The organism is Sphaerisporangium sp. NPDC004334, from assembly GCF_053602655.1.
The window spans coordinates 174,687-198,716 of sequence record NZ_JBSGDZ010000002.1; the positions used below are offsets into that span (position 1 = coordinate 174,687).

General features: G+C 73.2%; 18 protein-coding genes and 1 riboswitch. Of the genes, 8 read left to right on the forward strand and 10 right to left on the reverse strand.

Features of this window, described 5'->3' with window-relative positions; genetic code table 11:
* Positions 1-178: 178 nt before the first annotated feature.
* The 4 genes from ACWEN6_RS02745 to ACWEN6_RS02760 all read left to right on the forward strand — a co-directional run bounded on the left by ACWEN6_RS02745 (position 179) and on the right by ACWEN6_RS02760 (position 4,655).
* Positions 179-1,189 (forward strand): YihY/virulence factor BrkB family protein, encoded by a 1,011-nt coding sequence (locus ACWEN6_RS02745; RefSeq protein ID WP_452568643.1) that lies wholly within the window; start codon positions 179-181, stop codon positions 1,187-1,189.
* A gap of 5 nt (positions 1,190-1,194) precedes the next feature.
* Positions 1,195-1,278, forward strand: a riboswitch (ZMP/ZTP riboswitch).
* A gap of 22 nt (positions 1,279-1,300) precedes the next feature.
* The gene (gene glyA, locus ACWEN6_RS02750; RefSeq protein ID WP_452568644.1) at positions 1,301-2,554 is read left to right on the forward strand and encodes a serine hydroxymethyltransferase; all 1,254 of its coding nucleotides are present in this window, start codon (positions 1,301-1,303) and stop codon (positions 2,552-2,554) included.
* Between the two features lie 213 nt (positions 2,555-2,767).
* Positions 2,768-3,877: a ribosome small subunit-dependent GTPase A gene (gene rsgA, locus ACWEN6_RS02755; RefSeq protein ID WP_452568645.1), complete on the forward strand. Its 1,110-nt coding sequence runs from the start codon at positions 2,768-2,770 to the stop codon at positions 3,875-3,877.
* Between the two features lie 121 nt (positions 3,878-3,998).
* Positions 3,999-4,655, forward strand: a complete 657-nt coding sequence (locus tag ACWEN6_RS02760) for a phosphoribosyltransferase (protein ID WP_452568646.1) — start codon at positions 3,999-4,001, stop codon at positions 4,653-4,655.
* Positions 4,656-4,956: 301 nt separating this feature from the next.
* Here ACWEN6_RS02760 and ACWEN6_RS02765 read toward each other — a convergent pair whose 3' ends face one another.
* From ACWEN6_RS02765 to ACWEN6_RS02775, 3 genes are all read right to left on the reverse strand, one after another.
* Positions 4,957-5,268 (reverse strand): WhiB family transcriptional regulator, encoded by a 312-nt coding sequence (locus ACWEN6_RS02765; protein WP_093171423.1) that lies wholly within the window; start codon positions 5,266-5,268, stop codon positions 4,957-4,959.
* Between the two features lie 120 nt (positions 5,269-5,388).
* Entirely contained in the window at positions 5,389-6,300 is a 912-nt protein-coding gene (locus ACWEN6_RS02770; protein ID WP_452568647.1) for a sucrase ferredoxin, read from the reverse strand.
* A gap of 280 nt (positions 6,301-6,580) precedes the next feature.
* Positions 6,581-8,122, reverse strand: coding sequence for a glycerol-3-phosphate dehydrogenase/oxidase (locus tag ACWEN6_RS02775; RefSeq protein WP_452568792.1), 1,542 nt, complete (start codon positions 8,120-8,122; stop codon positions 6,581-6,583).
* 173 nt (positions 8,123-8,295) lie between these two features.
* On the opposite strand from ACWEN6_RS02775, the gene ACWEN6_RS02780 reads away from it, so the two are divergent.
* Together ACWEN6_RS02780 and ACWEN6_RS02785 are read left to right on the forward strand one after the other, a co-directional pair.
* Positions 8,296-9,891 carry an FAD-binding oxidoreductase gene (locus tag ACWEN6_RS02780; RefSeq protein WP_452568793.1) on the forward strand — a complete coding sequence of 532 codons (1,596 nt, stop codon included), beginning with the start codon at positions 8,296-8,298 and terminating at the stop codon, positions 9,889-9,891.
* A 184-nt stretch (positions 9,892-10,075) separates the two neighbouring features.
* Positions 10,076-11,818, forward strand: a complete 1,743-nt coding sequence (locus tag ACWEN6_RS02785; protein WP_452568648.1) for a metallophosphoesterase family protein — start codon at positions 10,076-10,078, stop codon at positions 11,816-11,818.
* 106 nt (positions 11,819-11,924) lie between these two features.
* On the opposite strand, the gene ACWEN6_RS02790 is transcribed toward ACWEN6_RS02785, so the two are convergent.
* From ACWEN6_RS02790 to ACWEN6_RS02805, 4 genes are all read right to left on the reverse strand, one after another.
* The gene (locus ACWEN6_RS02790) at positions 11,925-14,519 is read right to left on the reverse strand and encodes a protein kinase domain-containing protein (protein WP_452568649.1); all 2,595 of its coding nucleotides are present in this window, start codon (positions 14,517-14,519) and stop codon (positions 11,925-11,927) included.
* Between the two features lie 174 nt (positions 14,520-14,693).
* The gene (locus tag ACWEN6_RS02795) at positions 14,694-16,076 is read right to left on the reverse strand and encodes a DUF1116 domain-containing protein (RefSeq protein WP_452568650.1); all 1,383 of its coding nucleotides are present in this window, start codon (positions 16,074-16,076) and stop codon (positions 14,694-14,696) included.
* Positions 16,073-17,455, reverse strand: a complete 1,383-nt coding sequence (locus ACWEN6_RS02800; RefSeq protein ID WP_452568651.1) for an FdrA family protein — start codon at positions 17,453-17,455, stop codon at positions 16,073-16,075. The genes ACWEN6_RS02795 and ACWEN6_RS02800 overlap by 4 nt, the downstream gene beginning before the upstream one ends.
* Positions 17,456-17,714: 259 nt before the next feature.
* A complete protein-coding gene (locus ACWEN6_RS02805) occupies positions 17,715-18,620 on the reverse strand; it encodes a DUF2877 domain-containing protein (protein ID WP_452568652.1) in 906 nt (301 codons plus the stop codon).
* Between the two features lie 164 nt (positions 18,621-18,784).
* Here ACWEN6_RS02805 and ACWEN6_RS02810 point away from each other — a divergent pair, with 164 nt between their 5' ends.
* Positions 18,785-20,350, forward strand: a complete 1,566-nt coding sequence (locus tag ACWEN6_RS02810) for a PucR family transcriptional regulator (RefSeq protein WP_452568653.1) — start codon at positions 18,785-18,787, stop codon at positions 20,348-20,350.
* A 97-nt stretch (positions 20,351-20,447) separates the two neighbouring features.
* On the opposite strand, the gene ACWEN6_RS02815 is transcribed toward ACWEN6_RS02810, so the two are convergent.
* Positions 20,448-21,308, reverse strand: a complete 861-nt coding sequence (locus tag ACWEN6_RS02815; protein ID WP_452568654.1) for a polysaccharide deacetylase family protein — start codon at positions 21,306-21,308, stop codon at positions 20,448-20,450.
* A 143-nt stretch (positions 21,309-21,451) separates the two neighbouring features.
* On the opposite strand from ACWEN6_RS02815, the gene ACWEN6_RS02820 reads away from it, so the two are divergent.
* Positions 21,452-22,120: a DNA alkylation repair protein gene (locus ACWEN6_RS02820; protein WP_452568794.1), complete on the forward strand. Its 669-nt coding sequence runs from the start codon at positions 21,452-21,454 to the stop codon at positions 22,118-22,120.
* A 167-nt stretch (positions 22,121-22,287) separates the two neighbouring features.
* Here ACWEN6_RS02820 and ACWEN6_RS02825 read toward each other — a convergent pair whose 3' ends face one another.
* Together ACWEN6_RS02825 and ACWEN6_RS02830 are read right to left on the reverse strand one after the other, a co-directional pair.
* On the reverse strand, positions 22,288-23,493 hold the full coding sequence (locus tag ACWEN6_RS02825; protein ID WP_452568655.1) for a hypothetical protein: 1,206 nt from the start codon (positions 23,491-23,493) through the stop codon (positions 22,288-22,290).
* Positions 23,490-24,014, reverse strand: coding sequence for a SigE family RNA polymerase sigma factor (locus tag ACWEN6_RS02830; RefSeq protein WP_452568656.1), 525 nt, complete (start codon positions 24,012-24,014; stop codon positions 23,490-23,492). Before ACWEN6_RS02830 ends, ACWEN6_RS02825 begins: the two co-directional genes overlap by 4 nt.
* Positions 24,015-24,030: the final 16 nt, after the last annotated feature.

Genomic DNA, 24,030 nt, shown 5'->3' on the forward strand with positions numbered 1-24,030 from the left:
GGCTTGACCGGCCATTGACCTGCGCTTTCACCGCCGTTTCCGAAGATTCGCCGGATACCATTGAAGGTCGCCCATGCCGGGGCAGATAGGACGGCACTTCACGGGGTAGACGCCACGCAAGGCGATCGTTACACGGTGGGGTCGTGGTAGGGCCATGTTGCGAATACCTTTGGATGCCATGACGTCCACCGGCGCTCCTGCCAGGTCGCCCGGACCCTCCGGCCGCACGCCCCGCTGGAGGCTGGTCAGGTCCCGGGCCAAGCGGAACGCCGCCGCCGGGCTCTCGGCCGTGCGCGGATCCAAGACCTGGGGCAGCCTGCGCGAGTCGCGCCTGTGGGCGCTGGTGCGCGCGACCACCGTGGCGGGGTTCAACTTCCGCGTCACCGGCCTGGCCGGGGAGGCGGCGTTCTTCGCGCTGCTGTCGCTCCCTCCGTTCGTCCTCGGGCTCATCGGCCTGCTCGGGCACATGAGCGGTGTGCTCGGTCCCGGCACCGTGGCCGAGACCCGCGGATGGGTCCTGCAGCAGTCGCGGCTGCTGTTCACCGGCAACACCATCGAGCGCGTGGTGCGGCCGCTGCTGGACGACGTGCTGCGCGGCGGCCAGGTGTCGCTCATCTCCGTGGGCTTCCTGCTCGCGCTGTGGTCGGGCTCGCGCGCCCTGTTCGTCTACGTCGACCTGATCTCCATCGCCTACGGGCTCGGCGAGACCCGCGGCATCATCCGCACGCGCATCCTGTCCTTCGGCCTGTACCTGGCGGCGCTGCTCATCGGCCTGCTCGTCATCCCCGTGCTGGTGGTCGGGCCGACGATCCTGTCCAACGCGCTGCCGCAGTACAGCGGCCTGGTGAGCGTGCTGTACTGGCCGGTGGTCACCATCGGGTCGGTGCTGGTGCTCACGCTGCTGTACCACGTGAGCGTGCCGGTGCGCACCCGCTGGTGGCGCGAGGTGCCCGGGGCGGTGCTGGCGCTGGTGATCTGGATCGCCTGCGCGGCGGTCCTGCGCGAGGTGCTGGCCGCGTGGTTCACGCCGCTGTCGATCTACGGTTCGCTGGCCGCGCCCATCGCCGTGCTGCTGTGGCTCTACATCACGGCGCTGGCGGTGCTCATCGGGGCCACGCTGAACGCCGAGGTCGACCGGTCGTGGCCGGGTGGCGGGCTCGGCAGAAACGGCGAGTCCGCTATCGTCTAACCGTCGGAACGCGACGTGACCGGCGCGTCTGGGTGGGGGCTACCACCAGGGAGCGAAGAGGTCGGAGGCCGGGCGCCTGGGTCTCCGCCGGAGCCAACGAAGGGTAGGGCCATGAGTTCTCTTGCGGACGTCGACCCGGAGATCGCCGAGTTGATCAGAGCGGAGGAACGCCGTCAGGCCGACACCGTCAAGCTGATCCCCTCGGAGAACTACGTCTCCCGGGCCGTTCTCGAGGCCACCGGCACCGTTCTCACCAACAAGTACTCCGAGGGCTACGCCGGTAAGCGCTACTACGAGGGCCAGCAGGTGATCGACCAGATCGAGACCCTGGCCATCGAGCGCGCCAAGTCGTTGTTCGGCGTGAACCACGCCAATGTGCAGCCGTACTCCGGCTCCCCGGCGAACCTCGCCATCTACATGGCCTTCCTGAACCCCGGTGACACCGTCATGGGCATGGGCCTGCCCTTCGGCGGCCACCTCACCCACGGCTGGTCGGTCTCGGCCACCGGCAAGTGGTTCACCCCGGTCAGGTACGGCGTGCGGCAGGACACCGGCCGCATCGACATGGACGAGGTGCGCGCGCTCGCCCTCGAGCACCGTCCCAAGCTCATCTTCTGCGGCGGCACCGCCATCCCGCGCACCATCGACTTCCCGGCCTTCGCCGAGATCGCCCGCGAGGTCGGCGCCGTCCTGGCCGCCGACATCGCCCACATCGCGGGCCTGGTCGCCGGCGGCGCCCACCCCTCGCCGGTGGGGCACGCCGACGTCATCTCCACCACCACGCACAAGACGTTGCGCGGCCCGCGCGGCGCCATGCTGATGGCCACCGACGACGAGCACGCCAAGGCGCTGAACAAGGCCGTGTTCCCGGGCCTGCAGGGCGGCCCGCACAACCACACCACCGCCGCCATCGCCGTCGCGCTGCGCGAGGCGTCGGGCGAGGACTTCAAGGCCTACGCCCACCAGGTCGTCCGCAACGCCAAGGCGCTGGCGGAGGAGCTGGCGGGCCGCGGCTTCGAGCTGGTCTCGGGCGGCACCGACAACCACCTCATCCTGATCGACCTGACCTCCAAGGGCGTCGCGGGCAAGCCGGCCGCGCAGGCCCTCGACCGGGCCGGCCTGGAGACCAACTACAACACCGTGCCGTTCGACCCGCGCAAGCCCTTCGACCCCTCCGGCCTGCGCATCGGCACCCCGTCGATCACCAGCCGCGGCATGGGCGAGAGCGAGATGCGGCAGATCGGCGCGTGGATGGACGAGGTCGTCACCGCCCTGGCCAAGGGCGACGCCGAGGAGGTCATCGCCCGCGTCCACGGCGAGGTCAGCGAGCTCACCGCCAAGTTCCCGGCCCCCGGGCTGAGCTGAGCCGCCCTCCGGCGCCGCGCGGCGCCGGAGGTTAAATGTGTTGCCCTGGCGAGCCGGGCCCGCGATAAGGTGGGCCCGGCTTCGCCGTTGCAGGACGGCGGCATCGTTCGAATGGAGGTGAGGATCATGCGGGTCTTTCTAGGCATGCCCGTGTCCGATTCCCTCCGGGTGGCCGTCGCGCGCTGAAGCCGCGAGGCGCCCGGTCTTCGAAAGGTGCCTCAGTTGACCGCCTCAGGTCATGATCTTTTCTCTCTGGGCTGGGACGACTCCCTGGCCGCAGATCTTCCGGGCGGCGCCGTCCCCGCCCGCGTGGCCCGCGTCGACCGCGGGGCCGCCGACGTCATCACCGCCGACGGCCACCACCACGCCCAGTACGCCGCCCCGCTGCGCCGCGCGGCGGCGGCCGACCCCGTCGCCCTTCCCTGCGTGGGCGACTGGGCCGCGCTCACCCGGCTGCCCGAGGGCCGCCACGAGCTGCAGGCGGTCCTGCCCCGCAGGACCAGCCTCGTCCGCGGCGGGGTGGGCCGCGACTCGCGGGGCGGGCTGTCCGGCGACTCCCAGGGGCAGGTGCTCGCCGCCAACGTCGATGTGGTGTTCGTCGCCGAGCCGGCCCTGCACGCCACCGACTTCGCCGACCTCGGCCGGGTCGAGCGCCTGCTCGCGCTGGCCTGGGAGAGCGGGGCGCGGCCCGTCGTCCTGATCACCAAGGCCGACCTGGTCGGCGAGCACCTGGCCGGTCTGCTGGACGACGTGGCCGCCGCGGCGCCCGGGGTCGACCTGCACGCCGTCTGCTCGATCACCGGCGAGGGGGTGGAGGTCGTGCGCGACCACCTCGCCGGTTCCCGCACCGCGGTGATCCTCGGGGCGTCGGGCGCGGGAAAGTCCACGCTGGTCAACGCGCTGGCGGGCGAGCAGGTCATGGAGACCCAGCAGGTCCGCGCGGGCGACGGCCGGGGCCGGCACACCACGGTGCACCGTGAGCTGATCCCGCTCGCCGGCGGCGGCCTGATCATCGACACGCCCGGCATCCGCCGGGTGGGTCTGTACGAGATGAGCCAGGGCGTCGACCTGGTGTTCTCCGACATCGAAGAACTGGCGGAGAGCTGCCGCTTCGGTGACTGCGCGCACCAGAGCGAGCCCGGCTGCGCGGTCCTGTCGGCGCTGGAGTCGGGCGAGCTGCCCGAGCGCCGCCTGGAGAGCTGGCGCAAGCTCCAGCGCGAGGCCGCGTGGATGGCCAGGCGCGGCGACGCCCGGCTCCGCGCGGAGGAGACGCGCAAGTGGAAGATCATCCACAAGTCGGTGCGCGGCCGGGGACGCCCCTGATCCTTGTGGCGGCTCACGGCGGCCCGCCCCGCAGGACGGGGGCGGGCCGCCCCTCCCGCCGGGGAGGGCCCTCCCCGGGACGGCGTCGAGGCGTGGGTCGGCCGAGGCGTAGGTTGGAGGTATGGGCGCTGGCAGGGGGGTCTTCCTGCCCTTCGCCGACAGGGCGGAGGCGGGGGTCCTGCTCGCGGACGCGCTGGCCGAGGCCGGTCTGTCCGATCCGGTCGTGCTCGCCCTGCCGCGCGGAGGCGTGGCGGTGGCGGCGCCGGTCGCCGAACGCCTCGGTGTGCCGCTGGAGGTCCTGGTGACCCGCAAGATCGGCCACCCCTGGCAGCCGGAGCTGGGCATGGGGGCGATCGCCGAGGGCGGCGAGCCGGTGTTCGACGCCGAGCTGCTGTCCCAGCTCACGACCACCGTCGAGGAGCTGGAGCCGATCGTCGCGCGCGAGCGGGCCGAGCTGGCCAGGAGGGTCAGGGCCTATCGCGGTGATCGACCGCCGCCCGTCACCGCAGGGAGGGACGTCGTGGTCGTGGACGACGGGCTGGCCACGGGGGGAACCGCGCGGGCGGCTCTGCGCGCCGTGCGGGCGAGCGGGCCGCGCCGGCTGGTGCTCGCCGTGCCGGTGGGATCGTCGCGGACGGTGAAGGCGCTCGGCGAGGAGGCCGACCAGGTCGTCGCCCTCGCCACACCGGCGGGCTTCTACGCCGTCGGACAGTGGTACCAGCGCTTCGACCAGCTCACCGACGCCGACGTCCTGGCCCTGCTGAGACGCGAGCGGTGACGATGCGGGACTGGAGCGGGAGGCTCGTCGAGCGGTGAGGTCTGGACGCTCGCGGAAGGTGCTCGCGTCGAGCGGTGGCGTCACGCTGGAGCGCAGGGAGCGAGGGCTCGGCGGGGGCGGCGGCGCGGCGCCCCCGCCAGAGCGATGCTTCGCGAGGGGTGCCCTTGTCAGGGGGCGGTGGAGCGGGGGATGCCTTCCGGGGGAAGGGCATCCGCACGATCATGCGGCAATTGCGGCCCTGGAGGCGTACAGGAGCGGAAAAGCCGCATGATCATGCTGGAGGGATCATGCCGGTGGAGGGTCAGGCAGCACTGATGCCCGCGCTGGCGGCACGCCGCATGCGCCGACGGCGCTCGGACGCCCGCTCGTCCTCGTTGAGCCCACCCCACGTGCCGTACTTCTCGGGACGTGAAAGGGCGTAGTCGAGGCACTCCGCACGGACGGGGCACTGGGCGCAGATGGCCTTGGCCTTGCGCTCACGGATGTCGCGCTCCGGCTGACGCTCGCCGTCAGGGCCGAAGAACAGCACAAGGTCCTCTCCCCGGCACGCGGCGTCATCCTGCCAACCCCAGCTGGGGCGCGGGCGGGCGATCTGCCGACGTACCTGAGACATGAGAAACCACCTTAGGTGAGTAGGTGAGAGGTATTTCGTGTTTGTGCCGCATTGGACGCATATGACGTCCCTCGTTCCAACGCCGTGATAGGCCGCGGTGTTCCCGGCTCCGTCGGAGCCTCAGGTCAGAACGGGCGTGCCGCACCGGAAAAGCTCCAGCGCCGCCAGCCTGTAGGTCGCGATCGTGTCGGCGCACGCCGTACCGCACGGCGTGAACGCCGCGCGCTCGACCACAACCCGGAACCGGACGTCCCCGTGGCGCACAATCGCCTCGGTGACGTCACCGTCCGACCTGGTGGATTCCACGGCCACTCCGCCTACCGAGAGCTCGCCCGTTTGTACCCGGACGAAATGCTCGGCGGCCTGCGATGGCTCAGGGATGCCCGCGCGTCCCCGGAAACGGTCGAGAACGATCTCGCCGTGCCGGTACGCGTTTGCCGCCGCGATCGCGGCAGCCTGAGACATGCTGCCGTAGTAAAGCCCGTGTGGCAAGCACACGAGGTTGGCGGCGTAGCGATCGCCGCCCACATGAGTGGTTTCCCACACTCTTCCCGGCTGGCTCTCACCCAAAACCCGCGCGATGGGAAGGCCAATGCGGGCACAACACGCGTTGCGCCTGGCATGCGTGCAGACCAGGAACACCGGCTCCTTCACCAGTATGCAGGACTCCGGAACCACTCCGCGCACAAGAGATCCCAGGTCAAGATCGCTCGGGTCGTCGAAGTGGCCCTCGGCCAGCCACGGGACCTCGGCCGTGCTGTCGGCGACCATGACGTGGACCGGGCCCGGAGCGGCGCGGCGGTGCAGCGGACGGCGGATGAGCTGGGCGCGCACGCCCAGATCGGCCGCGCGCCGGATGAGCGCGTGGACCGCCTCGGGCAGCTCGCAGTCGGGAAGATGGGAAGCCCAGGGACCTGAATGCTCGACGAGCAGCCAGAACCGCGCGCCGGTGGTGGCGCTGGCGAGCACCGGCACCCCGCCCGTATGGCAGCCCGCGGGGTGGTCACACCCCCGTGCCCGCTCTGTCGTCACGCTTCCTCCCCGATCACTTAGGTAAGACTAACCTAACGGCGTAGAACCCTTCATGCGAGGGGTCAGGTACGCCCGGTGTCCGATTCGGGAGGACATATACAGCTTTGTCGGTGTGAGATTCATCACGGACCGATTTCCTCGGCCGGCTTGCCTGGGCGGGCCGCGACGCGTTAACCGCCACCTCCGCGCGGCATCCTCGCCTGACACCCCGAGCCGGCATCCCGGCAAGCCGTTCGGGCGCGACGCCCGGCCGGGGGCCGGCCGGGGCCCGCCGGGGGCCTCAGCCGGAGGCGGTCCGCTCCGCGTGGTCGCGCAGGACGCGTTCGGCGGCGGGGAGGGCGGCGGCGCGGTCGTCCGCCACCAGCCCGATGCGGGTGCGCCGGTCGAGCAGGTCGCCGGCGTCGAGCGCCCCCTCGTGCCGCACCGCCCACACCAGCTCGGCGACGGTCACGCCGAGCGGCAGCCTCTCGGCCCACGCCGGGTCCCGCCCGGCCAGGGCGTGCACCGCCGCCGCCTCCGCCCCGTAGCGCTCCACCAGCCGCCGCGGCGGCCCGCCCGCGGCGTCGAAGCCGGGCGTGCCGCCGCCCGGCAATGGCGCACCGACGAGGGGCAGCCGCGCCGTGGGGCTCGGCGGGGCGTCTGGGAACGCGGCGTCGACGGCGTCCTGCGCCATGCGCCGGTAGGTGGTCAGCTTGCCCCCGACGACGGTCAGAACGCCGTCAGGAGCCGCGACGACCGCGTGCCTTCGGGAGAGGTCGGCCGTGCGCCCATCGCCGCCCAGAAGCGGCCTCAGGCCCGCGTAGGCGCCCGCCACGTCCCCGCGGGACACGGGCGTCGCCAGGACGGAGTTCAGCACGTCCAGCAGGAAGGCGATGTCGGCCTCGGGCGCCTCGGCGACGTCCGGGACCGGCCCGTCCAGCGGCTCGTCGGTCAGCCCCACGTACACCCGGCCGTCGGCCTGGGGCAGCACGAGCGCGAACCGCGCGCCCCGTCCCGGGATCGGCACGTGCAGACTCGCCCGCGGCGCGCCGAGGACGCCCGGACGCAGCACCAGGTGCGTCCCCCGGGAGGGCCGCAACCGCACCGACGGGGAAAGCTCTCCGGCCCACACGCCCGCCGCGTTGACGACCTTTCGCGCGCGGATCGCGAAGACCTCGCCGGACAGCTCGTCGCGCACCTCGGCGCCGTCGCCGCGCAGCGACAAGGCACGGCACCGAGTGAGCACGAGCGCGCCGTGGGCGGCGGCCGTGCGCGCGATGGCGACCACCAGCCGGGCGTCATCGATCACCCGGCCGTCGAACGAGGCGAGCCCGCCGCGCAGGCCCCCGGGGCGCAGCGCCGGGAACAGGGCGCGGGCGCGGGCCGGGGTCACCGTGGAGGGGCCGGGCAGCAGCGCGCGCGGGGTTCCGGCCGAGGCCCGCAGCAGGTCGCCGAGACGGTACCCGGTCATCAGGGTCGCGGCCTGGGCGGGGGAGACCTCCGGCGTCAGCGGCAGCAGGTACGGCTGGGCGCGCACCAGGTGCGGGGCCGTGCGCGCGAGCAGCGCCCCCCGTTCGACCGCGCTCTCCCACGCCACGCCCACCTGCCCCTTGGCCAGGTAGCGGAGCCCTCCGTGGATCATCTTGGAGCTCCACCGGGAGGTGCCGAACGCCAGATCGTGGGCGTCGATGGCCGCGACCGACAGCCCCCGGGACGCCGCGTCGAGAGCCACCCCGGCGCCGGTCGCGCCGAGCCCCACGACCAGCAGGTCGACGACCCTCTCGCGCGCCTCGGCCAGCTCGCGCGCCCGCCGCGCCGCGTTCAGCGACGAACCGGGGACCACACCCGCGGACGGAGACCAGGGCCGGGAGCCCCGGGAGCCGGAGCGGGGGGAGCCGGGGGAGCCGGGGGAGATCGTCACGGTGCGGCACCTCCGAGAGGGGCGCCCGCCGGGATGCCACGGCCGGGCGTGTCACAGTGTAGGGCGTGGAAACTCCCAAGACCGCAGCCGAACCGATGCTCTGGTCCGGCTGGGGCGACCCCGCCAAGGCCGCCGAGCTGCCGCAGTCCGTCCGCAAGCTCCTGCGCGAGCTGCTCGGCGTCCGCGAGCCGGCCGCGCCCCCGGCGAGCTTCGGCGAGGTCAGGCTGGGGCCGGTGGCCCTGTCGCCGCTGGTGCTGGCCGACCTGCGCAAGGCCGTCGGCGCCGACCACGTGCGCTTCGACGACGACACGCGCATCCGCCACACGCGGGGCAAGTCCACCCCCGACCTGCTGCGCATGCGCGCCGGCGACGGGTCGCAGGCCCCGGACGCCGTGCTGCTGCCCGGCTCGCACGAAGAGGTGCTGGACGTGCTGCGCGTCTGCGAGCGCCACCAGGTCGCCGTGGTGCCGTTCGGCGGGGGAACCTCGGTCGTCGGCGGGCTCGCCGCCGACCGCCGGGGCTTCGCCGGCGTGGTGGCCCTGGACCTCGCCCGGCTCGACCGCCTGGTGTCGGTGGACACCGAGTCCATGATCGCCGAGCTGGAGCCGGGCCTGCGCGCCCCGCAGGCCGAGCAGCTCCTGGCCGGTCACGGGCTCACCCTCGGGCACTTCCCGCAGTCCTACGAGTACGCCACCCTCGGCGGCTTCGCGGCGGCCAGGTCCAGCGGCCAGGCCTCCGCCGGGTACGGCCGGTTCGACGACATGGTGGTCGGCGTGACCGTCGCGACCCCGCGCGGCACGCTGGAGTTCGGCCGCGCCCCGAAGTCGGCCGCCGGGCCCGACCTGCGCCAGCTCGTCCTCGGCTCCGAGGGCGCCTTCGGGGTCATCACCTCGCTCCGGCTGCGGGTGCGGCGGGCGCCGGTCGCGAAGGTGTACGAGGGCTGGCGGTTCGCCTCGTTCAAGGCCGGCACGGCGGCGCTGCGGCGCCTGGCGCAGGACGGGCCGACGCCGACCGTGCTGCGCCTGTCGGACGAGACCGAGACCATGGTGGGCCTGGCCAAGCCCGGCGAGATCGGCGGGGTCCAGGCCGACGCCGGCTGCCTGGCCATCCTGGGGTACGAGGGGGAGGACGACGACGTCGCCCACCGCCGCGAGCGCACCGCCGGCACGCTGTCGTCGCTGGGCGGCGTCTACCTCGGTCCCGAGCCGGGCGAGGCGTGGGCGCACGGCCGTTTCGCCGCCCCGTACCTGCGCGACGCGCTGCTGTCGGCCGGTGCGACGGTGGAGACGCTGGAGACGGCGTGCTTCTGGTCGGGCATCCCGCGGCTGTACGACGCCGTGCGGCTGGTGCTCAGCGTGGCCCTCGGCCCGGCCGACCCCGCCGGCGAGGCCGCCGCTCCGCTGGTGATGTGCCACCTGTCCCACGTGTACGCGACCGGCGCCTCGCTGTACTTCACCGTGGTCGCCGCGCAGAACGACGACCCGGTGGGGCAGTGGGCCACCGCCAAGCGGGCGGTCAACGAGGCCATCGTGCTGGCCGGCGGCACCATCTCCCACCACCACGGGGTCGGCACCGACCACCGCGCCGCCTACGCGGAGGAGATCGGCGAGCTCGGGGTGGAGATCCTGCGCGCCGTCAAGCAACGCCTGGACCCGGCCGGCATCCTCAACCCCGGCATCCTCATCCCCTGACCCCCACCCCTCCCGCCCGGCCCCCGGGTCGCCGCGGTCCGGGGCCGCCCGGCGTCCGGTTCGCCGGGGGCGGATCGGGTCCGGTCGTGGGCGCCTCTCGTTCTGCGGCGGCCCGTTGTGTCCCGGTCCATTCCGGTCGGCGATTCCGCCGCGCCGTCCAGCATGATCCGGAAAGATGGGGGACATGGTGGATGTCGATCGGGCGGCCGAACGCGGCAGGCGGGCGTCGTCCCGGGTCTCCGAAGAGGGCGCCGGATGGTCCTGCCAGGAGGTCGGCACGTTCCAGGAGTTGCGTCCCGACACCAGGTCGTTCTCCTGGCTCAAGATCGCGACGCTGATCCGCTCGCGCAACGAGGTCCTGGCCCAGCTGTTCGGCGACCCGTCCAACGAGGTGCGCCGGCGGTGGATGGCCTCCCGCGCCGGCCAGGGCGCCGACCCCGACCGCCGCATCGCGATCGACCCCGGGCCCGACTACAGCTTCCTGCTGCTCGGCGACACCGGCGAGGGCGACGCCTCGCAGTACGCCGTCGTCCCGGGCATGCTCAACGTCGGCGCGGGCACGTCGTTCGCCGTCATCGCCAGCGACGTGATCTACCCCACCGGATCGGGCAACGAGTACGACGACAAGTTCTTCCGCGCGTACAAGGACTATCCCGGCCCCATCTACGCGATTCCCGGCAACCACGACTGGTACGACGGGCTGGGCGGGTTCATGCGGGTGTTCTGCGACGCCCCGGCGCTCCAGGCCGAGCGCCGCGGGTTCTCCTTCTCACCCTCCGGCCTGCGCGGGCTGCTGTGGAAGCGGCCGCAGACCATCGACGAGCCGCGCCTGGCCGAAGCGCGCCGCCGTCGCTCCCTGCCCGGCCAGCGTGCGACGCAGCCCGGGCCGTACTGGGTGATCGACCTGCCGGGCCTGTTGCTGGTGGGCATCGACACCGGCATCCGCGGCACCATCGACCGCGACCAGGGCGCCTGGCTGCGACGGGTCTCCGCCGACCCCCGCCCCAAGGTGCTGATCACCGGCAAGCCGATCTACGACCGCAACGACCACCACCCCTGCCCGATCGAGGGCGGCGGCACGGTGGACGAGATCGTCCGCGACCCGGCCTGCAACTACGTGGCCGCGATCGGCGGGGACACCCACAACTACCAGCGCTACCCGGTGCGCGTCGGCGACCGTGTCATCCAGTACATCGTGGCCGGTGGCGGAGGGGCGTTCATGCACGCCACCCACACCATCCCGCGCGTCGACGTCGGCGGCGTGCACGAGGACGACTTCAAGTGCTACCCGCTGCGCGGTGATTCGCTGTCGTTCTACAGCAAGCTCTACAGCGAGCGGTACGGCATGCGCTGGCTGTACCTCACGCCCGACGAGGGCCTGGTGCTGATGTCCGACCAGATCGGCAACCTGCCCCCGCGCCCGGTCGGCACCGGCGACGGCACGGCCGGCGACCCCGTCCCCCCGGGCTCCGGCACCCCGGCGACCGGCGCGAGCACGGTCGTGGACGCGGGCACGGCGAGCGGCGCAGGCATGACCGGCGGCGCTGCTACGGCGGCTGACGGCGGCACGGCGCGGCGCGCGGCGGACGCCGCGAGCACGGCCGGCGGGGCGGGCGGTGGCGTGGGTGCGGCCGAACCCGTGCCGCCCATCACGGCGCGGATGAAGTGGGCCGCCAGGCTGCTCGGCGGCCGTTCGATGCCGTTCCGCCTGCCGGTGGGACGCACCTTCCACCGGTGGTTCTCCGAGCTGTCCGACTGGGACACCCCGCCGTTCTTCAAGAGCTTCCTGCACGTGTCCGTCGAGGCCGGCGTGCTGAAGATCCGCTGCTTCGCGGCGACCGGCTGCCGCCCCCAGGAGATCCAGCCGCCGCTGGAGGACGAGATCGCCATCCCGCTCACCCCGCTCCCGCCGGCCGGCGGCGCCTGACCCTCGCACCATTGACGGGCTCCCGGGGCGTGCGGCCGGTGCGTGACGTGGGCCTGGCGTTGGTGGGCTCCCGGAGTCGTGCGGCCGGGAGCCCAGGAGTCCGGGGTCAGCCGGCGGGCTTGAAGCTGCTCCACAGGACGGACATGGCCTGCCGGTTGTCCGGCTCGTCCCACTCGGCGTCCGGGGCGGTGAAGGTCACCTCGTAGGCCGACTTGTCGTCCAGCGCCACGTACCGCGTCACCGCGTGCGTGGTGACGTTGGTGAGCGCCGTGTAGGTGTACTCCCAGACGCTGCCCTGCCACTTGCCGTCGCCGAGCGCGGAGGACTCCAGCCGCGTCTGGGCGTAGTCGGTGAGCGTGGCCTCGTCCTTGGCCTTGGTGAGCAGGTCCAGGCCGTCGTCGCCGGTCGGGGCGACCCGCTTGATCTGGATGCGCCGCCCGGTGTTCTTCGGCCCGGTGTAGGTCACCGCCGCGTCGGAGGCGGACGTCGTCCAGTCCTTGGGGATCGACACCGACACCCCGGCGGCGGTCTGCGTGCGGTACCCGTCGGGGATCGCCGGGGCGTCGAGGGTGTCGGCGCTCTCGACCGGCGCCGGCGAGGCCGCGCCGGTGTCGCCGCCGGAGGTCACCAACGGGGCCGCGACGTTGTCGTCGGAGGGGGACCCGGCGGGCCACAGCACGAACAGCAGCGCCGCCACCACGCCGATGACCCCGATGCCCGCGAGCACGAGCAGCACGGGGGAGCGGCCCTCGCGGGCGTCGTCGTCCTGGCCGTTCTCGGGCCTGCCCCGGCGCCCGCGCCCGTACGAGCCGCCCTCCGGCCGCCCGTCCGAGGGCCTGCCGCCGGGACCGGGGAACGGGTCGCCGCCGGCGAGGTCCTTCGCCAGTTCGGCGGCCAGGTTCGGCGAGGCGCTGGGCGGCCAGACCCGCGACCCCGGCGTCCCCGCGACCAGGGACTCCTCGCCCGGGTCGGCGCCGGACAGCTCGCTCAGCGCGGCGTAGGGCCCCGACGGGTGATCGGGGGGACGCAGCGCGTCGTACCCGTCGCCCGTCTGCGGCCCCGAAGGCCCTCTCAGCGCGTCGTAGAGGTCGGGCTTGGGGCCGCCGGGACGCGCCCCCGTCTGGGGGCCGGACGGGCTGCGCAGCGCGTCGTACGAGCCGCCGGGCTGCGCGCCCGACGGACTCCTGAGCGCGTCGTAGGGGTCGGCCGGCCGCGGCCCCGAGGCGCCGCGCAGGACGTCGTACCGATCGGCGGGCTGCGGCCCCGAACCACTCCCGAGCGCGTCGTAGGGCCCCGCCGGTTGCGACCCGGAACCGCTTCTGAGCGCGTCGTATGGGCCTGCGGGTTGCGACCCGGAGCCGCTTCTCAAGGCGTCGTAAGGGCCCGCCGGCTGCGCGCCCGAGCCGCTTCTCAGAGCGTCATAAGGGTCGGGCTGCGGGCCCGAGGGGCTGCGCAGCGCGTCGTACGGGTTGGGCCGGGGGCCGGTCGCGTCCCTGCCCGGGTCGAACGGCTGCGCGCCGGAGGGGCTGCGCAGGGCGTCGTAGGGGTTGGGCCGCCCGCCCGACGGGCTCGCGAGCGCGTCGTACCCGGGCCGGGCGGGGTAGGGCGCGCTGTGCGGGCCGGTGCCGCCGGGCTGGATCAGGTCGGGACGGTCGCCCGCCTGGGCCGCGGCGTTGCGGTCGACGGGCACGCGCACCGGGCCGGACGGAGTCTCGATGATGCGCGAGGGCATCGGCCCGGAGGGGGTGTCCAGCGGGGGCAACATGTGCACCGGCGTGGTCTCGTTCTGCGCCGGCAGGACGGCGCTCGGCCGCTCGCCGCCCCGCAGCGGCAGCCCGGAGCCGTGGGTGCGCAGCACCCTTTCGAGCAGGTCGGCGGCCTGCGCCGCGGGCATGCGGTCGGCGGGGTTCTTGCGCAGCAACCCCTCGATGACCGGCAGCAGCGCGCCGGCGCGCTGCGGGCGGTTGGGCTCCTGGGTCAGCACGGCGCCGAGCACCGCCACCGCGTCGGGCCCCTCGTACGGCGGGCGGCCCTCCACGGCGGCGTACAGCGTGGCGCCGAACGACCACAGGTCGGCCGCGTGGGTGATCGGGCGGCCCTGAAGCCGCTCCGGCGGGATGTAGGCGGGCGAGCCCATGAGCAGGCCGGTCTGCGTGATCGTGACGTCGCCCTCGATGGCGGCGATGCCGAAGTCGGTCAGCACGACGCGGTCGGCGGTCAGCAGCACGTTGCCCGGCTTGACGTCGCGGTGCAGGATGCCGGCGGCGTGCGCGTGGCGCAGCGCGTCGAGCACGCGGATGCCGATCTCGGCGGCCTGGACGACCGGCAGCGGCCCGCTCTGGCGCACGGCCTGCTCCAGCGACCAGGCGCGCACCAGCTCCATGACGATCCAGGGACGGCCGTCCTCCTCGACGACGTCGTGGACGGTGACGATGCCGGGATGGCTCAGCCGGGCGGCCGAGCGCGCCTCGCGCAGCATGCGCCGGTGGGCGACCTGCTTGCCCGCGCTGTCCAGCCCGAATGGCAGGATCAGCTCCTTCACCGCGACGTCGCGATCGAGCAGCACGTCATGGGCATGCCACACCATGCCCATGCCGCCGCGGCCGACCGGCGAGAGCAGGCGGTATCGCCGGCCCACCAGTCGCCCCTGCCCCTCCGGCGCGACGCCGGCATCCCCCAGGGGGCTCTTACCCTCGGCCATGGAGGGCGCCCTCCCGACCGCGCCATCGGTCGTCATACCGCGGTCCCCAATTCACGCTCGTCCGCGTCATATCCCCAGTTATGGATCATGTAAAGATCATCGGCATCATCTGGACTGTGAGACTGGCCACTGATATTAGGGTCAAGGAAGGGTCAATGGGAATTCGGTCTTCCTTTAAAGTTCTACAAGGGCCGCCAGCGCCTTGGTGAACGCCTCGGCCGGCGGAGTGACCAGACCCGCTCCGACCTGCCCCGTCCCCGCCACGCGGCCCGCGATGCCGGTGTTGACCACCGGAAGCCGCCCGGTGCGGGCCACCAGGGCGACGTCGATGCCCGTGGGCGTGCCCCGGAAGCCGAGCCCGGGAATCTGGTAGGCGGGATGCTCGGCCAGCGTGATCTCGTACATCGAGCGGGTCGCCGCGACGGCGTCCGACACGTCCCCGCCGACGAAGCGGACGATCGCCGGAGCGGCGGCCATCGCGAACCCGCCGAGGCCCGAGGTCTCGGTGATCGTGGAGTCGCCGATGTCGGGGTTGGCGTCATCGGGCCCGTAGGCGCCCAGGTAGAGGCCGTCCGGCACCCCCGCGGGGCCGGTGAACCACCGGTCGCCCAGCCCGGACACCTGGATGCCGAAGTCGGTGCCGTTGCGCGCCATGGCCACCACCAGCGACGACCCCGGGACGCCGCGCGCCGCGTCCGCGCTGACCTTGCCGGCGGCCATGCCGGCGTTGAGGAAGAAGTGGTCGTTGCCGTTGATGAAGCGCAGCACCGAGGCGGCGTGCGCGGGTGAGGCGTCCACGACCGACGGTGCGAGCTCGCGGGCGAACAGGGAGGTGGCGGCGCGGTTGCGGTTGTGCAGTTCGTCGCCCATCTGCAGCGCCTGGGCGATGAGCGAGCGCAGGTCGACCGGGCCGGTGAGCGCCAGAGCCGCCGCGAGCACCGGGCCGAGGACCTCGCCCATCCAGCGCAGCCGCTCGACCACCTCGGGCCCGTAGGCGCCGTAGCGCAGCACCTTGCCGAGGCCCTCGTTCAGCGAGCAGTAGGCCGTGCCGCCGTGCTCCTCGTCGACGACCTCGAACATCCACATCGACGGGCTGACCACGCCCGCCATCGGGCCCACGGTGCGGTGGTGGTGACAGGGGTCGAGCCGGACGCCGCCCGAGACCAGCAGGCGCTCGGCCTCCTCGGCGTCCGCGGCCAGGCCCTCGAAGACGGCGGCCCCGATGAGCGCGCCGCGCATCGGCCCCGAGGCGCGCTCCCACTCGATGGGCGGCCCGGCGTGCAGGAACGTGCGGGGCGGCAGGTCGAGCACCTCGCGGGCCGGGCGCACCCCGACCAGCCGGGGCCGGGCCGACAGCAGCCGGCCGACGGCGGCCTCGTTCGCCCGCTCGCGGCGGGGGTCGGCCAGGACCTTCGCCAGGGCCTGCGACGTGCCCGGCAGCGGGGGCCGCCAGTCGACGCCGAGGCGCGGGACGGCCTGCTGGTCGAGCGACTCGGCCAGCACCGCGGCGCCCACGGTGATCACCCGGGGCTCGCCGTCGAGCATGGACAGCCTCACAGTGCCCTCCTGGCCAGGCTCACGGCGTGCCGGGCGGCCGCCGCGTTGGAGGTGAAGACCGACGCCCCGGCCTCGACCAGGGCACCGGCCTGCCGGTGCAGCCCCTGCGGATCGGAGCCGGTGCCGACCAGGGCCACGACCACGGCCGCGCCCCGCCCGGCCGCCCGGGCGATCGCGGGGGCCAGCCGGGCCGAGGGGTCGGGGTCGGCGGCGTGGCCGAGGACCACGTCGAGCAGAACGACGCCGGAGGCCCGTTCGAGCGCCTCCAGCCGCACCGTGGGGTCGATCATCGGGTGCGGGCGGCCCAGGGTGTACTCGTCGTCGCCGAAGTCGGTGAACGTCCCGTCGCCCGCGATGATGCCCGCCTCGGCGCACAGGGTGCCGCCGGAGTACAGCCCGCGCAGCCCGGCGTCGCGGGCCTGCTGCGGCGTGGTCCAGCAGGGCCATTCGGGGACCGGCACGCCGAGGGCGCGCAGGGCCTTCTCGGTGGCGGCGGTCAGATCGTCCTGGCCGGGGCCGAGCAGGGCGGTGACGACCGGGGTGGACAGCCCGTCGACGGCCCGGCGCACGACCTCGGCCACCTCGGGGGCCGGGGGCTTGGATATCAGCACGATGAGCTCGGTGGCGGGGTCGGCGTCCAGGGCGGACAGCGCCGCCAGGGTGGAGGCCCCGGCGACCGCCGAGGACAGGTCTCTGCCGCCGACCCCCAGGACGTGGCTCACACCCGTGCCCGCGTGGTCGAGCAGGCACGTCACCTGCTGGGCGCCGGTGCCGGACGCGGCCACCACGCCGACCGGCCCGGGACGCAGCACGTTGGCGAAGCCAAGCCCGGCGCCGCCGACGACGGCGGTGCCGCAGTCGGGGCCCATGACCAGCACGCCGCGCTCCCGCGCCCGGCGTTTGAGCAGGACCTCCTGCTCCACGGGCACGTTGTCGCTGAAGATCATGACCGACAGGCCGGCCTCGACGGCGTCCATGGCCTCGGCGAAGGCGTGCTCGCCGGGGACCGACACCAGCACGAGCGAGGCGTCCCACGCCCGGGCCGCGGCACGTGTGGTGCGTGGCGCGCTCTCACCGGGCGCGTCCGCCGCCCGCCCGCCCCTGGCGAGCGCGGCGAACTGCCGGTCGAGCTCCTCGGCGGCGTCCTCCAGCGCGTCCGCGCTCTCGGCGCGGACGGCCACCAGCAGGTCGGTGGGACCGGCCGCGGGGACCGCGAAGCCGGCGTCCCTGGCCAGTTCGACGTTCAGGCCGGTGGCCATGGCCACCACGGCGACGGTGACGCCCGGGCGCGAGCTCAGCGCCTGGCTGACACGCATCAGGCTCACCGAGTCGTGATAGAGCCCGGCGCGCACCTCGACCCGATCGGTGCTCGTCGTCAACGGTCGCTCACCGCCCCTCGCATGACGTCCGCTCTACTCTCAATGCTCACTCACCGCATCTCAGGCGTTTTCTCACACGGTTTCTGACAGGCTCTGTGGCACGTGGTCGTCCGGTCGTCCAGACCCCGCGCCGATGTCGCAGCCGGCCGACTGACGACCGGTTGACCGCTGACCGGCTGACCGCCGTCCGGCCGATCGACCGCCGACCGGCTGCCGGTTCCGGCGCTCGCGGCCGTGCCCGCCGCCGGCCGGTGCTCGTCTATCGCTGTGGTGAATCGTCCGCGTACGGCGCCGCGCCCCCGAGGCGCAGCACCGCCGCCATGCCGGCCCGCAGCCCCCAGGCCAGATCGGCCCCGGAGGTGTGGCCGAGCCGCAGCAGCCCGCGCACCGCCGGCTCCAGCGACTGGTGGCCCGCCACCGCGCGCAGCACGGCGAGCGCCTCCGCGCACGCCTGGCCCTGCGCGGCGCAGTGCAGCAGGGTCGCCGAGATCGGCGTGGTGCGCGTGCGCGCGTCGAAGGCCACCGTCGCCGCCAGCCAGTCGGCCAGCCACACCGCCCGCTCCACGTCCGCCGCCCCGCCAAGGCGCCGCAGCGCGACCAGCATGCCCGCGAGCATGTCGTCGCCGCTGGGCGTCAGGCCAGGGCCGAGTCCCATCAGGCGCTCGGCGGCCGTGATGGCGCTCAGCAGCGAGCCCGAGGCGCAGCCTTCGGCCAGCAGGGCGCCCGCGCCCTCCGGATCGAGGCCGGGCTGCCTGCCCGCGGCCCGGCACACCTCGCCGAACGCGGGCAGCGCCGCCGCCACCCGGTCCAGGCCCACGGGCCCGAGCGCGGGAGCCGGATCCCACCAGCGGCGCACGTGCACGGTGACGCGGCCGATCTCGACGCAGCCGTCGCCCACGGCGGCCTCGTCGCCGCCGGAGACCGCGGGTAAGGGGTCGCCCACCACCACGGCGTTGGGCAGCCGGGTGGCGTCGCCGGCGACGACGGCCACCACCAGCGGCTCGATGTCGGTGCGGATCTCCAGGTAGAGGCCGAGCGGGAAGGCCGCCAGCACCCTGGCCGGCCGCCGCGGCGACTCCAGCGCAGGGCGCAACGCCGTGCTCGCCGCCCCGAACACCGTGGACGGCGCCGGCGGGCGGTGTCGGATCGATGTGCGCGTCCCCACTGTCACTACTCGGCCTCCCCGCGAGTCTGGGGAGAACGTAGAACGGTCCCGAAGCCCGACGTACGGAGAAAGCTGACAACACTTCCGCTTGTAGTTGGCTCTTGTTGACAGGAGAAGTGTTCCGTCAGAATCACTGAAAAGGCGTTTCACCCTGGAGCATGACCATGACTGCTGACCCATCACCCCCGGCGATGCGTTCGGCCTCCACGGGCACCATCATTCACGGCATCTCCGTGGGAGAGGTGCTCGGCGTCTCCACCCTGGCCGGAGCCCGCCTGATCGGCGGCGAAAAGGGCCTGGACCGCATCGTGCAACGGCTCAACGTCATGGAGGTCCCCGACATCCTGGCCTGGGTCAAACCCCATGAACTGCTGCTCACCACCGGATACCCGCTGCGCAACACCCCTCAGTCGCTCGGCAGGCTCGTGGCCGACCTCGACGAGCGCGGCCTGGCGGCGCTCGGCATCAAGCTCGGCCGGTACGTCGACGAACTGCCCGCCGAGATGGTGGAGCAGGCCGACCGGCTCGGCTTCCCGCTCATCCTGCTGCCCAACGACGTCGGCTTCGACGACATCCTCAACCAGGTCCTCACCGACATCCTCAACCGCCAGGCCGCGCTGCTCGCCCGCACCGAGGAGGCGCACAAGGCCCTCGTGCAGATCGTGCTCGCCGGCGGCGGGCTGAGCGAGGTCGTCGCCGAGGTCGCCGGGCTGCTCGACGTGGCCGTGGCCGTGGTCGATCCCTCCGGGCACATCTTGTCGGCGGCGGGGGACGAGGCCGCGCTGCGCGCCGCGCCCGCGGTGTCCGGCGGCGACCACACCGTCGTCCCCGTCGTCGCGGGCGGCCACCACCACGGGCGCATCGTCGCCCACAGCCCCACCGGGGTCCTGCGCGACGGCGACATCGGCATCCTCGAGCGCGCGGCCACGGTCGCCGCCCTGGTCGTCACCCGCCAGGAGGCCGTCACCGCCGTCGAGAGCAAGTATCGGGCCGACTTCCTGCGCGACGTCCTCACCGGCCGCGGCGGGCCGCGCATCGCCGCCCGCGCCCGGGCGTTCGGATGGGACCTCGAACGGCCCGTCGGCGTGCTCGTCGCCGAGATCGACCCCGAGTGGGACATCCCGCCCGACCGGCTGCTCGCCGCCTGGGTCACCGCGCTGCGCCGCCACGACGCGAACGGGGCCGTGGCCGGTTTCTCCCACGAGGTCGTCGCCGTCGTCGGCTCGGGCGTCGACATGGCGCGCCTGGCGAAGGACGCCGTGGCGTCCTTCGCCGACTGCCGGCCCGCGACCTTCTCCACCGGCATGAGCAGGGTCGCCCAGGGCGCCGACTCGCTGCCCGACGCCTACGGCCAGGCGCTCAAGGCGGCGCGCGTCGGCCGCCAGCTCCATGGGCCGGGCGCGGTCGCCCACTTCGACCAGCTCGGCGTCTACCGGCTTCTCTCACTGGTCAACGACACCGCCGAGCTGCATGCCTTCGTCAAGGAGACCCTCGGCCCGCTCGCCTCCGACGACGACGCCGAGAACGCCGACCTGCGCCGCACGCTGCAGGTGCTCCTGGAGACCAACCTCAACGTCGCCGAGACCGCCCGCCGCCTGCACTTCCACTACAACACCCTGCGCTACCGCATCGGCAAACTCGAACGCATGCTGGGCAACTTCACCGAAGACCCCCATCTTCGCCTCAACCTCACCCTCGCCCTCCACGTCCTCCGCATGCGCGGCATCTGACCGCTTCGCGGCCTGGGCGGAAAGCGAGATGGACCGTCGCACGGCGGCAGACGATGTCCCGTCCAGCGGGCAATCACGAGCCGCCCTGTTCCGGCCCTCACGTGGCCTCTTCCGGCCCTCCTCCCGTCGCCGACCTGAACGCGCGGGCCGTCTCCAGGCACGTGCGGAACGCCAGCGGCCGCTCAAGGCAGGCGTCCAGCAGGCGTTCCAAACCCAGCATGCGATGGCCACGGCCGATCACCTGTGGGTGGAAGGTGAGCACGCACACCCCGCCGGGCGCCTCGCGCAGCATGTAGTCGATGTCGTCGAGGAAGTTCGCGAAGACGTCGTCCGGCCTGCGCAACCCGGGGAGAATCCCGCTGTCGGTCGACCGGAACTCGAAGTAGGGGTAGTCGTCCAGGGACCACGCCACCGGCAGTTCGACCAGCGAGGTGGGCGGGCCGAACCGGTAGGGGCCGTCGGTGGCGGCCACGTCCCCGCGCCGCGCGTAGTACGGGGTGTGATCGGCCGCCATGAGGCTGGAGTCGTACTCGCAGCCCACCTCCAGCAGCACGTCGACGGTCGAGGTGGTGAAGTCCCAGCTCGGAGTGCGGTTCCCCACGGCCTCATAGCCGGTCACCTCGCGGATCGCGTCACGGGCCCGGCGCACCGTCGCGAGCTCCGTCTCGGGGTCCAGCTTCGAGACCGGTTCGTGGAGGTAGCCGTGCAGACCGATCTCGTGCCCCGCCTCAGCGATCGCGGCGCACTGCTCGGGATAGGTCTCGACGGTGTGCCCCGGTATGAAGAACGTGGCGGTGATCGCGCGTTCGCGCAGCATCTTGAGGATGCGGGGCACTGCGTGCGCCCCGAACTCCCCGCGCGAGACCGGCCCAGGCGACGCCTGCCCACGCGCCAACCATGAGGAGATCGCATCGAAGTCGAACGTGAGACACACCGTGGATTCCGCCCCGTGAGACATGCCGTCACTGTCTCACCCCCCCGCGACCCGGTCACCCAGGCGGGGCGGTCGCCGGTGAACCGGTATGCACTGACAGGAGGCGGACTTCCTGCGTAGGGTGAACTCGCCGGTGATGGACAGGAGCCGCGGTGGCCGACACGACGCTGAGTGAGACGAGGGTGGCCGAGGTGTTGGCCGAGTTGGCCGAGCTCGAGGACCCGAAGATACGCGAGGTGAACGAGAGACGCGGTGACGATCACGGAGTGAACCTCGGCAAGCTGCGCGCGCTCGCGAAGCGGCTGAAGGTGCAGCAGGAACTCGCGTGCCGGCTCTGGGAGACCGATGACACCGCGGCGAGACTGCTCGCGATCCTGATCTGCCGCCCGAAGGCGTTCCGGCGTGACGAGTTGGACGTCATGGTGCGCGAGGCGCACGCGCCCAAGGTGCGCGACTGGCTCGTGAACTACGTGGTGAAGAAGAACCCGCACTCCGAGGAACTGCGCCTGGCCTGGTTCGCCGATCCGGACGCGGTGGTCGCGAGTGCCGGCTGGGCGCTGACCGCCGAACGCGTGACGAGGAGGCCCGAGGACCTCGACCTCGGCGGGCTACTCGACATCATCGAGGCGGAGATGAAAGACGCCCCGTATCGCCTGCAGTGGGAGATGAACCACTGCCTGGCTCAGATCGGGATCGAGCACGCCGAGCACCGCGCCCGTGCCATCGACATCGGTGAGCGCCTGGAGGTGCTCAAGGACTATCCGACCCCTCCGGGCTGCACGTCTCCGTTCGCGCCCATCTGGATCACCGAGATGGTGCGCCGAAAGCACGCTTGAGTGACGGTGACGGTGACGGTGACGGTCGTGGTCGCGGTTCGCGGAGCGCGAAGCTCGCGGCCGGTAGCATCGGTCGACAACTGGCATGCGTGGGGCCCTGCCTTCAAGTCCTGATCGCCTGCCGGACGACGACAGGAACGGTCGGCGGTGGCGCCACCGCCGACCGGTCAGGGGATCTTGGAGAGGTCTATTACGTAGTAGGTGTTCTCAAGGCGGTAGGTCATCAGGCGGCCGGTGCGGTCGGGGACGGGGATCTCGCCGCGGGTGGCCACCTCATCGCGGATGCCCGTGTCGGCGAGTTTGCCTCTGGTGACGTCGTAGAGGCCGAGTCCGCCGCCGTTCTCGGCCAGGTCGCGGACGTAGAATCGGCTCTGTACCGGTGGTTCCGGGATGAGGTAGCCGACCGGGATCCTCTTCTGGCGCGAGCCGTCGCGGCCCCTGGTGAAGCCCTTGCCGTCGGCGGTGGTGCCCATGCAGGACCGCACGCCGCAGGCGTACACCCGCTCGCCCTCGTGGGAGACGGCCGTGCTGGTCTGCCCGGTCTCCAGGTTGACCAGCCGGGTGAACGGCGGCCCGGCCATCGGGTCGCTTCTGTCCGGTGTTCCCGCCCACGGCCAGGACAGCAGGTGCAGTCCGGCACCGCGCGGGACCGCCGTCACCGGCCCCCCGGTCAGCGGAACGGTGAACACCCCGCCGGTCGACAGGGAGAACACGGCGTTGCCGCCGGTCGCGCCGAAGCCGTCCACGCCGGAGGCGTCGGCGTCCTTGATCTTGTGGACGGCCACCGTCCGCGCCGCGCCGTCGTCCGGCGGCGCGGACCAGATGCGCACGGCGTGCTTCGTCGCCGTCCACCAGGCCACCTGCCCGCCGTCCAGGCTGAAGTCGGAGGCGTACCGCGTCGTCCCCTTCGGCGCGGGCACGTCCACGATCTTCCGTGGCTCGCCACCCGCCTTGTTGTACACGTACAGAGCCTCGGTCCTGCCGAACTCGCGCCATGCCTGCATCAGCAGCGTCCGGTCGTCGATCAACCCCACCGGCCGCAGCTCCCGGCCGTCCGGCGCCTTGGCGGGTACCTTCCACACGGCCTGTGGCCATACCTTCTCCACCGGTTCGGCGGTGATGGCCGAGGCGGAGGGGGTGGAGGAGGAGTGGACGGCGGGAGGTGTCGTCCCGTCGCCGCCCGGACGCAGGCCCACGGCGACCCCCATGGTCACCACGACCACGCCCGCCGCCGCGAGCAATGCCTGGGAGCGCTGCCTGCGCCGCCGGTAGCGGATGTCCAGCTCTCCCGCCAGCGTGCCCGGCAACTCGGGCGCCTTCTCCGCGGCGCTCTCCAAGGTCCTGCGCAATGTGTCCTCGACGTGGTGGTTCATCGCCGCTCCTCGTACTCCCGCCTGGTGCTTTCAGGAATGCCGGGACCGCCCGCCGGTATGGCCGAGCGCAGCTTGTCGAGCCCTCGCGAGGCCTGGCTGCGTACGGTCCCCCGGGAGATCCCCAGGGTCTTCGCGATCTCGGCGTCGCTCAGCCCTTCGTAGTGCCGGAGCACCAGCACCGCCCGCTGCCTGCGCGGCAGCCCCGCCAACGCCTGCCACATCGCCTGCTCGTCGCCGTCGGGCAGCACGTCGTGGTGGCCCTGCTCCGGCAGGTCCCAGGCGAGCAGCTCGCGCCGCCGCAGCCGCCAGGTGGCCGTGTGCAACCTGGCCATGGTCGTGCGCACGTAACTCTCGGGATTGTCCTTGGCCCTCAACCTCGGCCAGGAGGCGCGCAACCTGAGCAGCGCCTCCTGCACCAGGTCGGCCGCGTCGTGGTGGTTCCCGGCCAGCACGTAGCCATAGCGCAACAGCGCCTCGCCACGCTCGGCGACGAACCCCGCGAACCGCGGATCTGCTTCCACCTGCGTTCGCCCTTCG

Coding starts and splice junctions, on each gene's coding strand:
- ACWEN6_RS02825 (WP_452568655.1), bottom strand. CDS start 23,493: ATGAACCACCACGTCGAGGACACATTGCGCAGGACCTTGGAGAGCGCC.
- ACWEN6_RS02810 (WP_452568653.1), top strand. CDS start 18,785: ATGACTGCTGACCCATCACCCCCGGCGATGCGTTCGGCCTCCACGGGC.
- ACWEN6_RS02765 (WP_093171423.1), bottom strand. CDS start 5,268: ATGTCTCAGGTACGTCGGCAGATCGCCCGCCCGCGCCCCAGCTGGGGT.
- ACWEN6_RS02815 (WP_452568654.1), bottom strand. CDS start 21,308: ATGTCTCACGGGGCGGAATCCACGGTGTGTCTCACGTTCGACTTCGAT.
- ACWEN6_RS02790 (WP_452568649.1), bottom strand. CDS start 14,519: ATGGCCGAGGGTAAGAGCCCCCTGGGGGATGCCGGCGTCGCGCCGGAG.
- ACWEN6_RS02785 (WP_452568648.1), top strand. CDS start 10,076: ATGGTGGATGTCGATCGGGCGGCCGAACGCGGCAGGCGGGCGTCGTCC.
- ACWEN6_RS02780 (WP_452568793.1), top strand. CDS start 8,296: ATGCTCTGGTCCGGCTGGGGCGACCCCGCCAAGGCCGCCGAGCTGCCG.
- ACWEN6_RS02760 (WP_452568646.1), top strand. CDS start 3,999: ATGGGCGCTGGCAGGGGGGTCTTCCTGCCCTTCGCCGACAGGGCGGAG.
- ACWEN6_RS02745 (WP_452568643.1), top strand. CDS start 179: ATGACGTCCACCGGCGCTCCTGCCAGGTCGCCCGGACCCTCCGGCCGC.
- glyA (WP_452568644.1), top strand. CDS start 1,301: ATGAGTTCTCTTGCGGACGTCGACCCGGAGATCGCCGAGTTGATCAGA.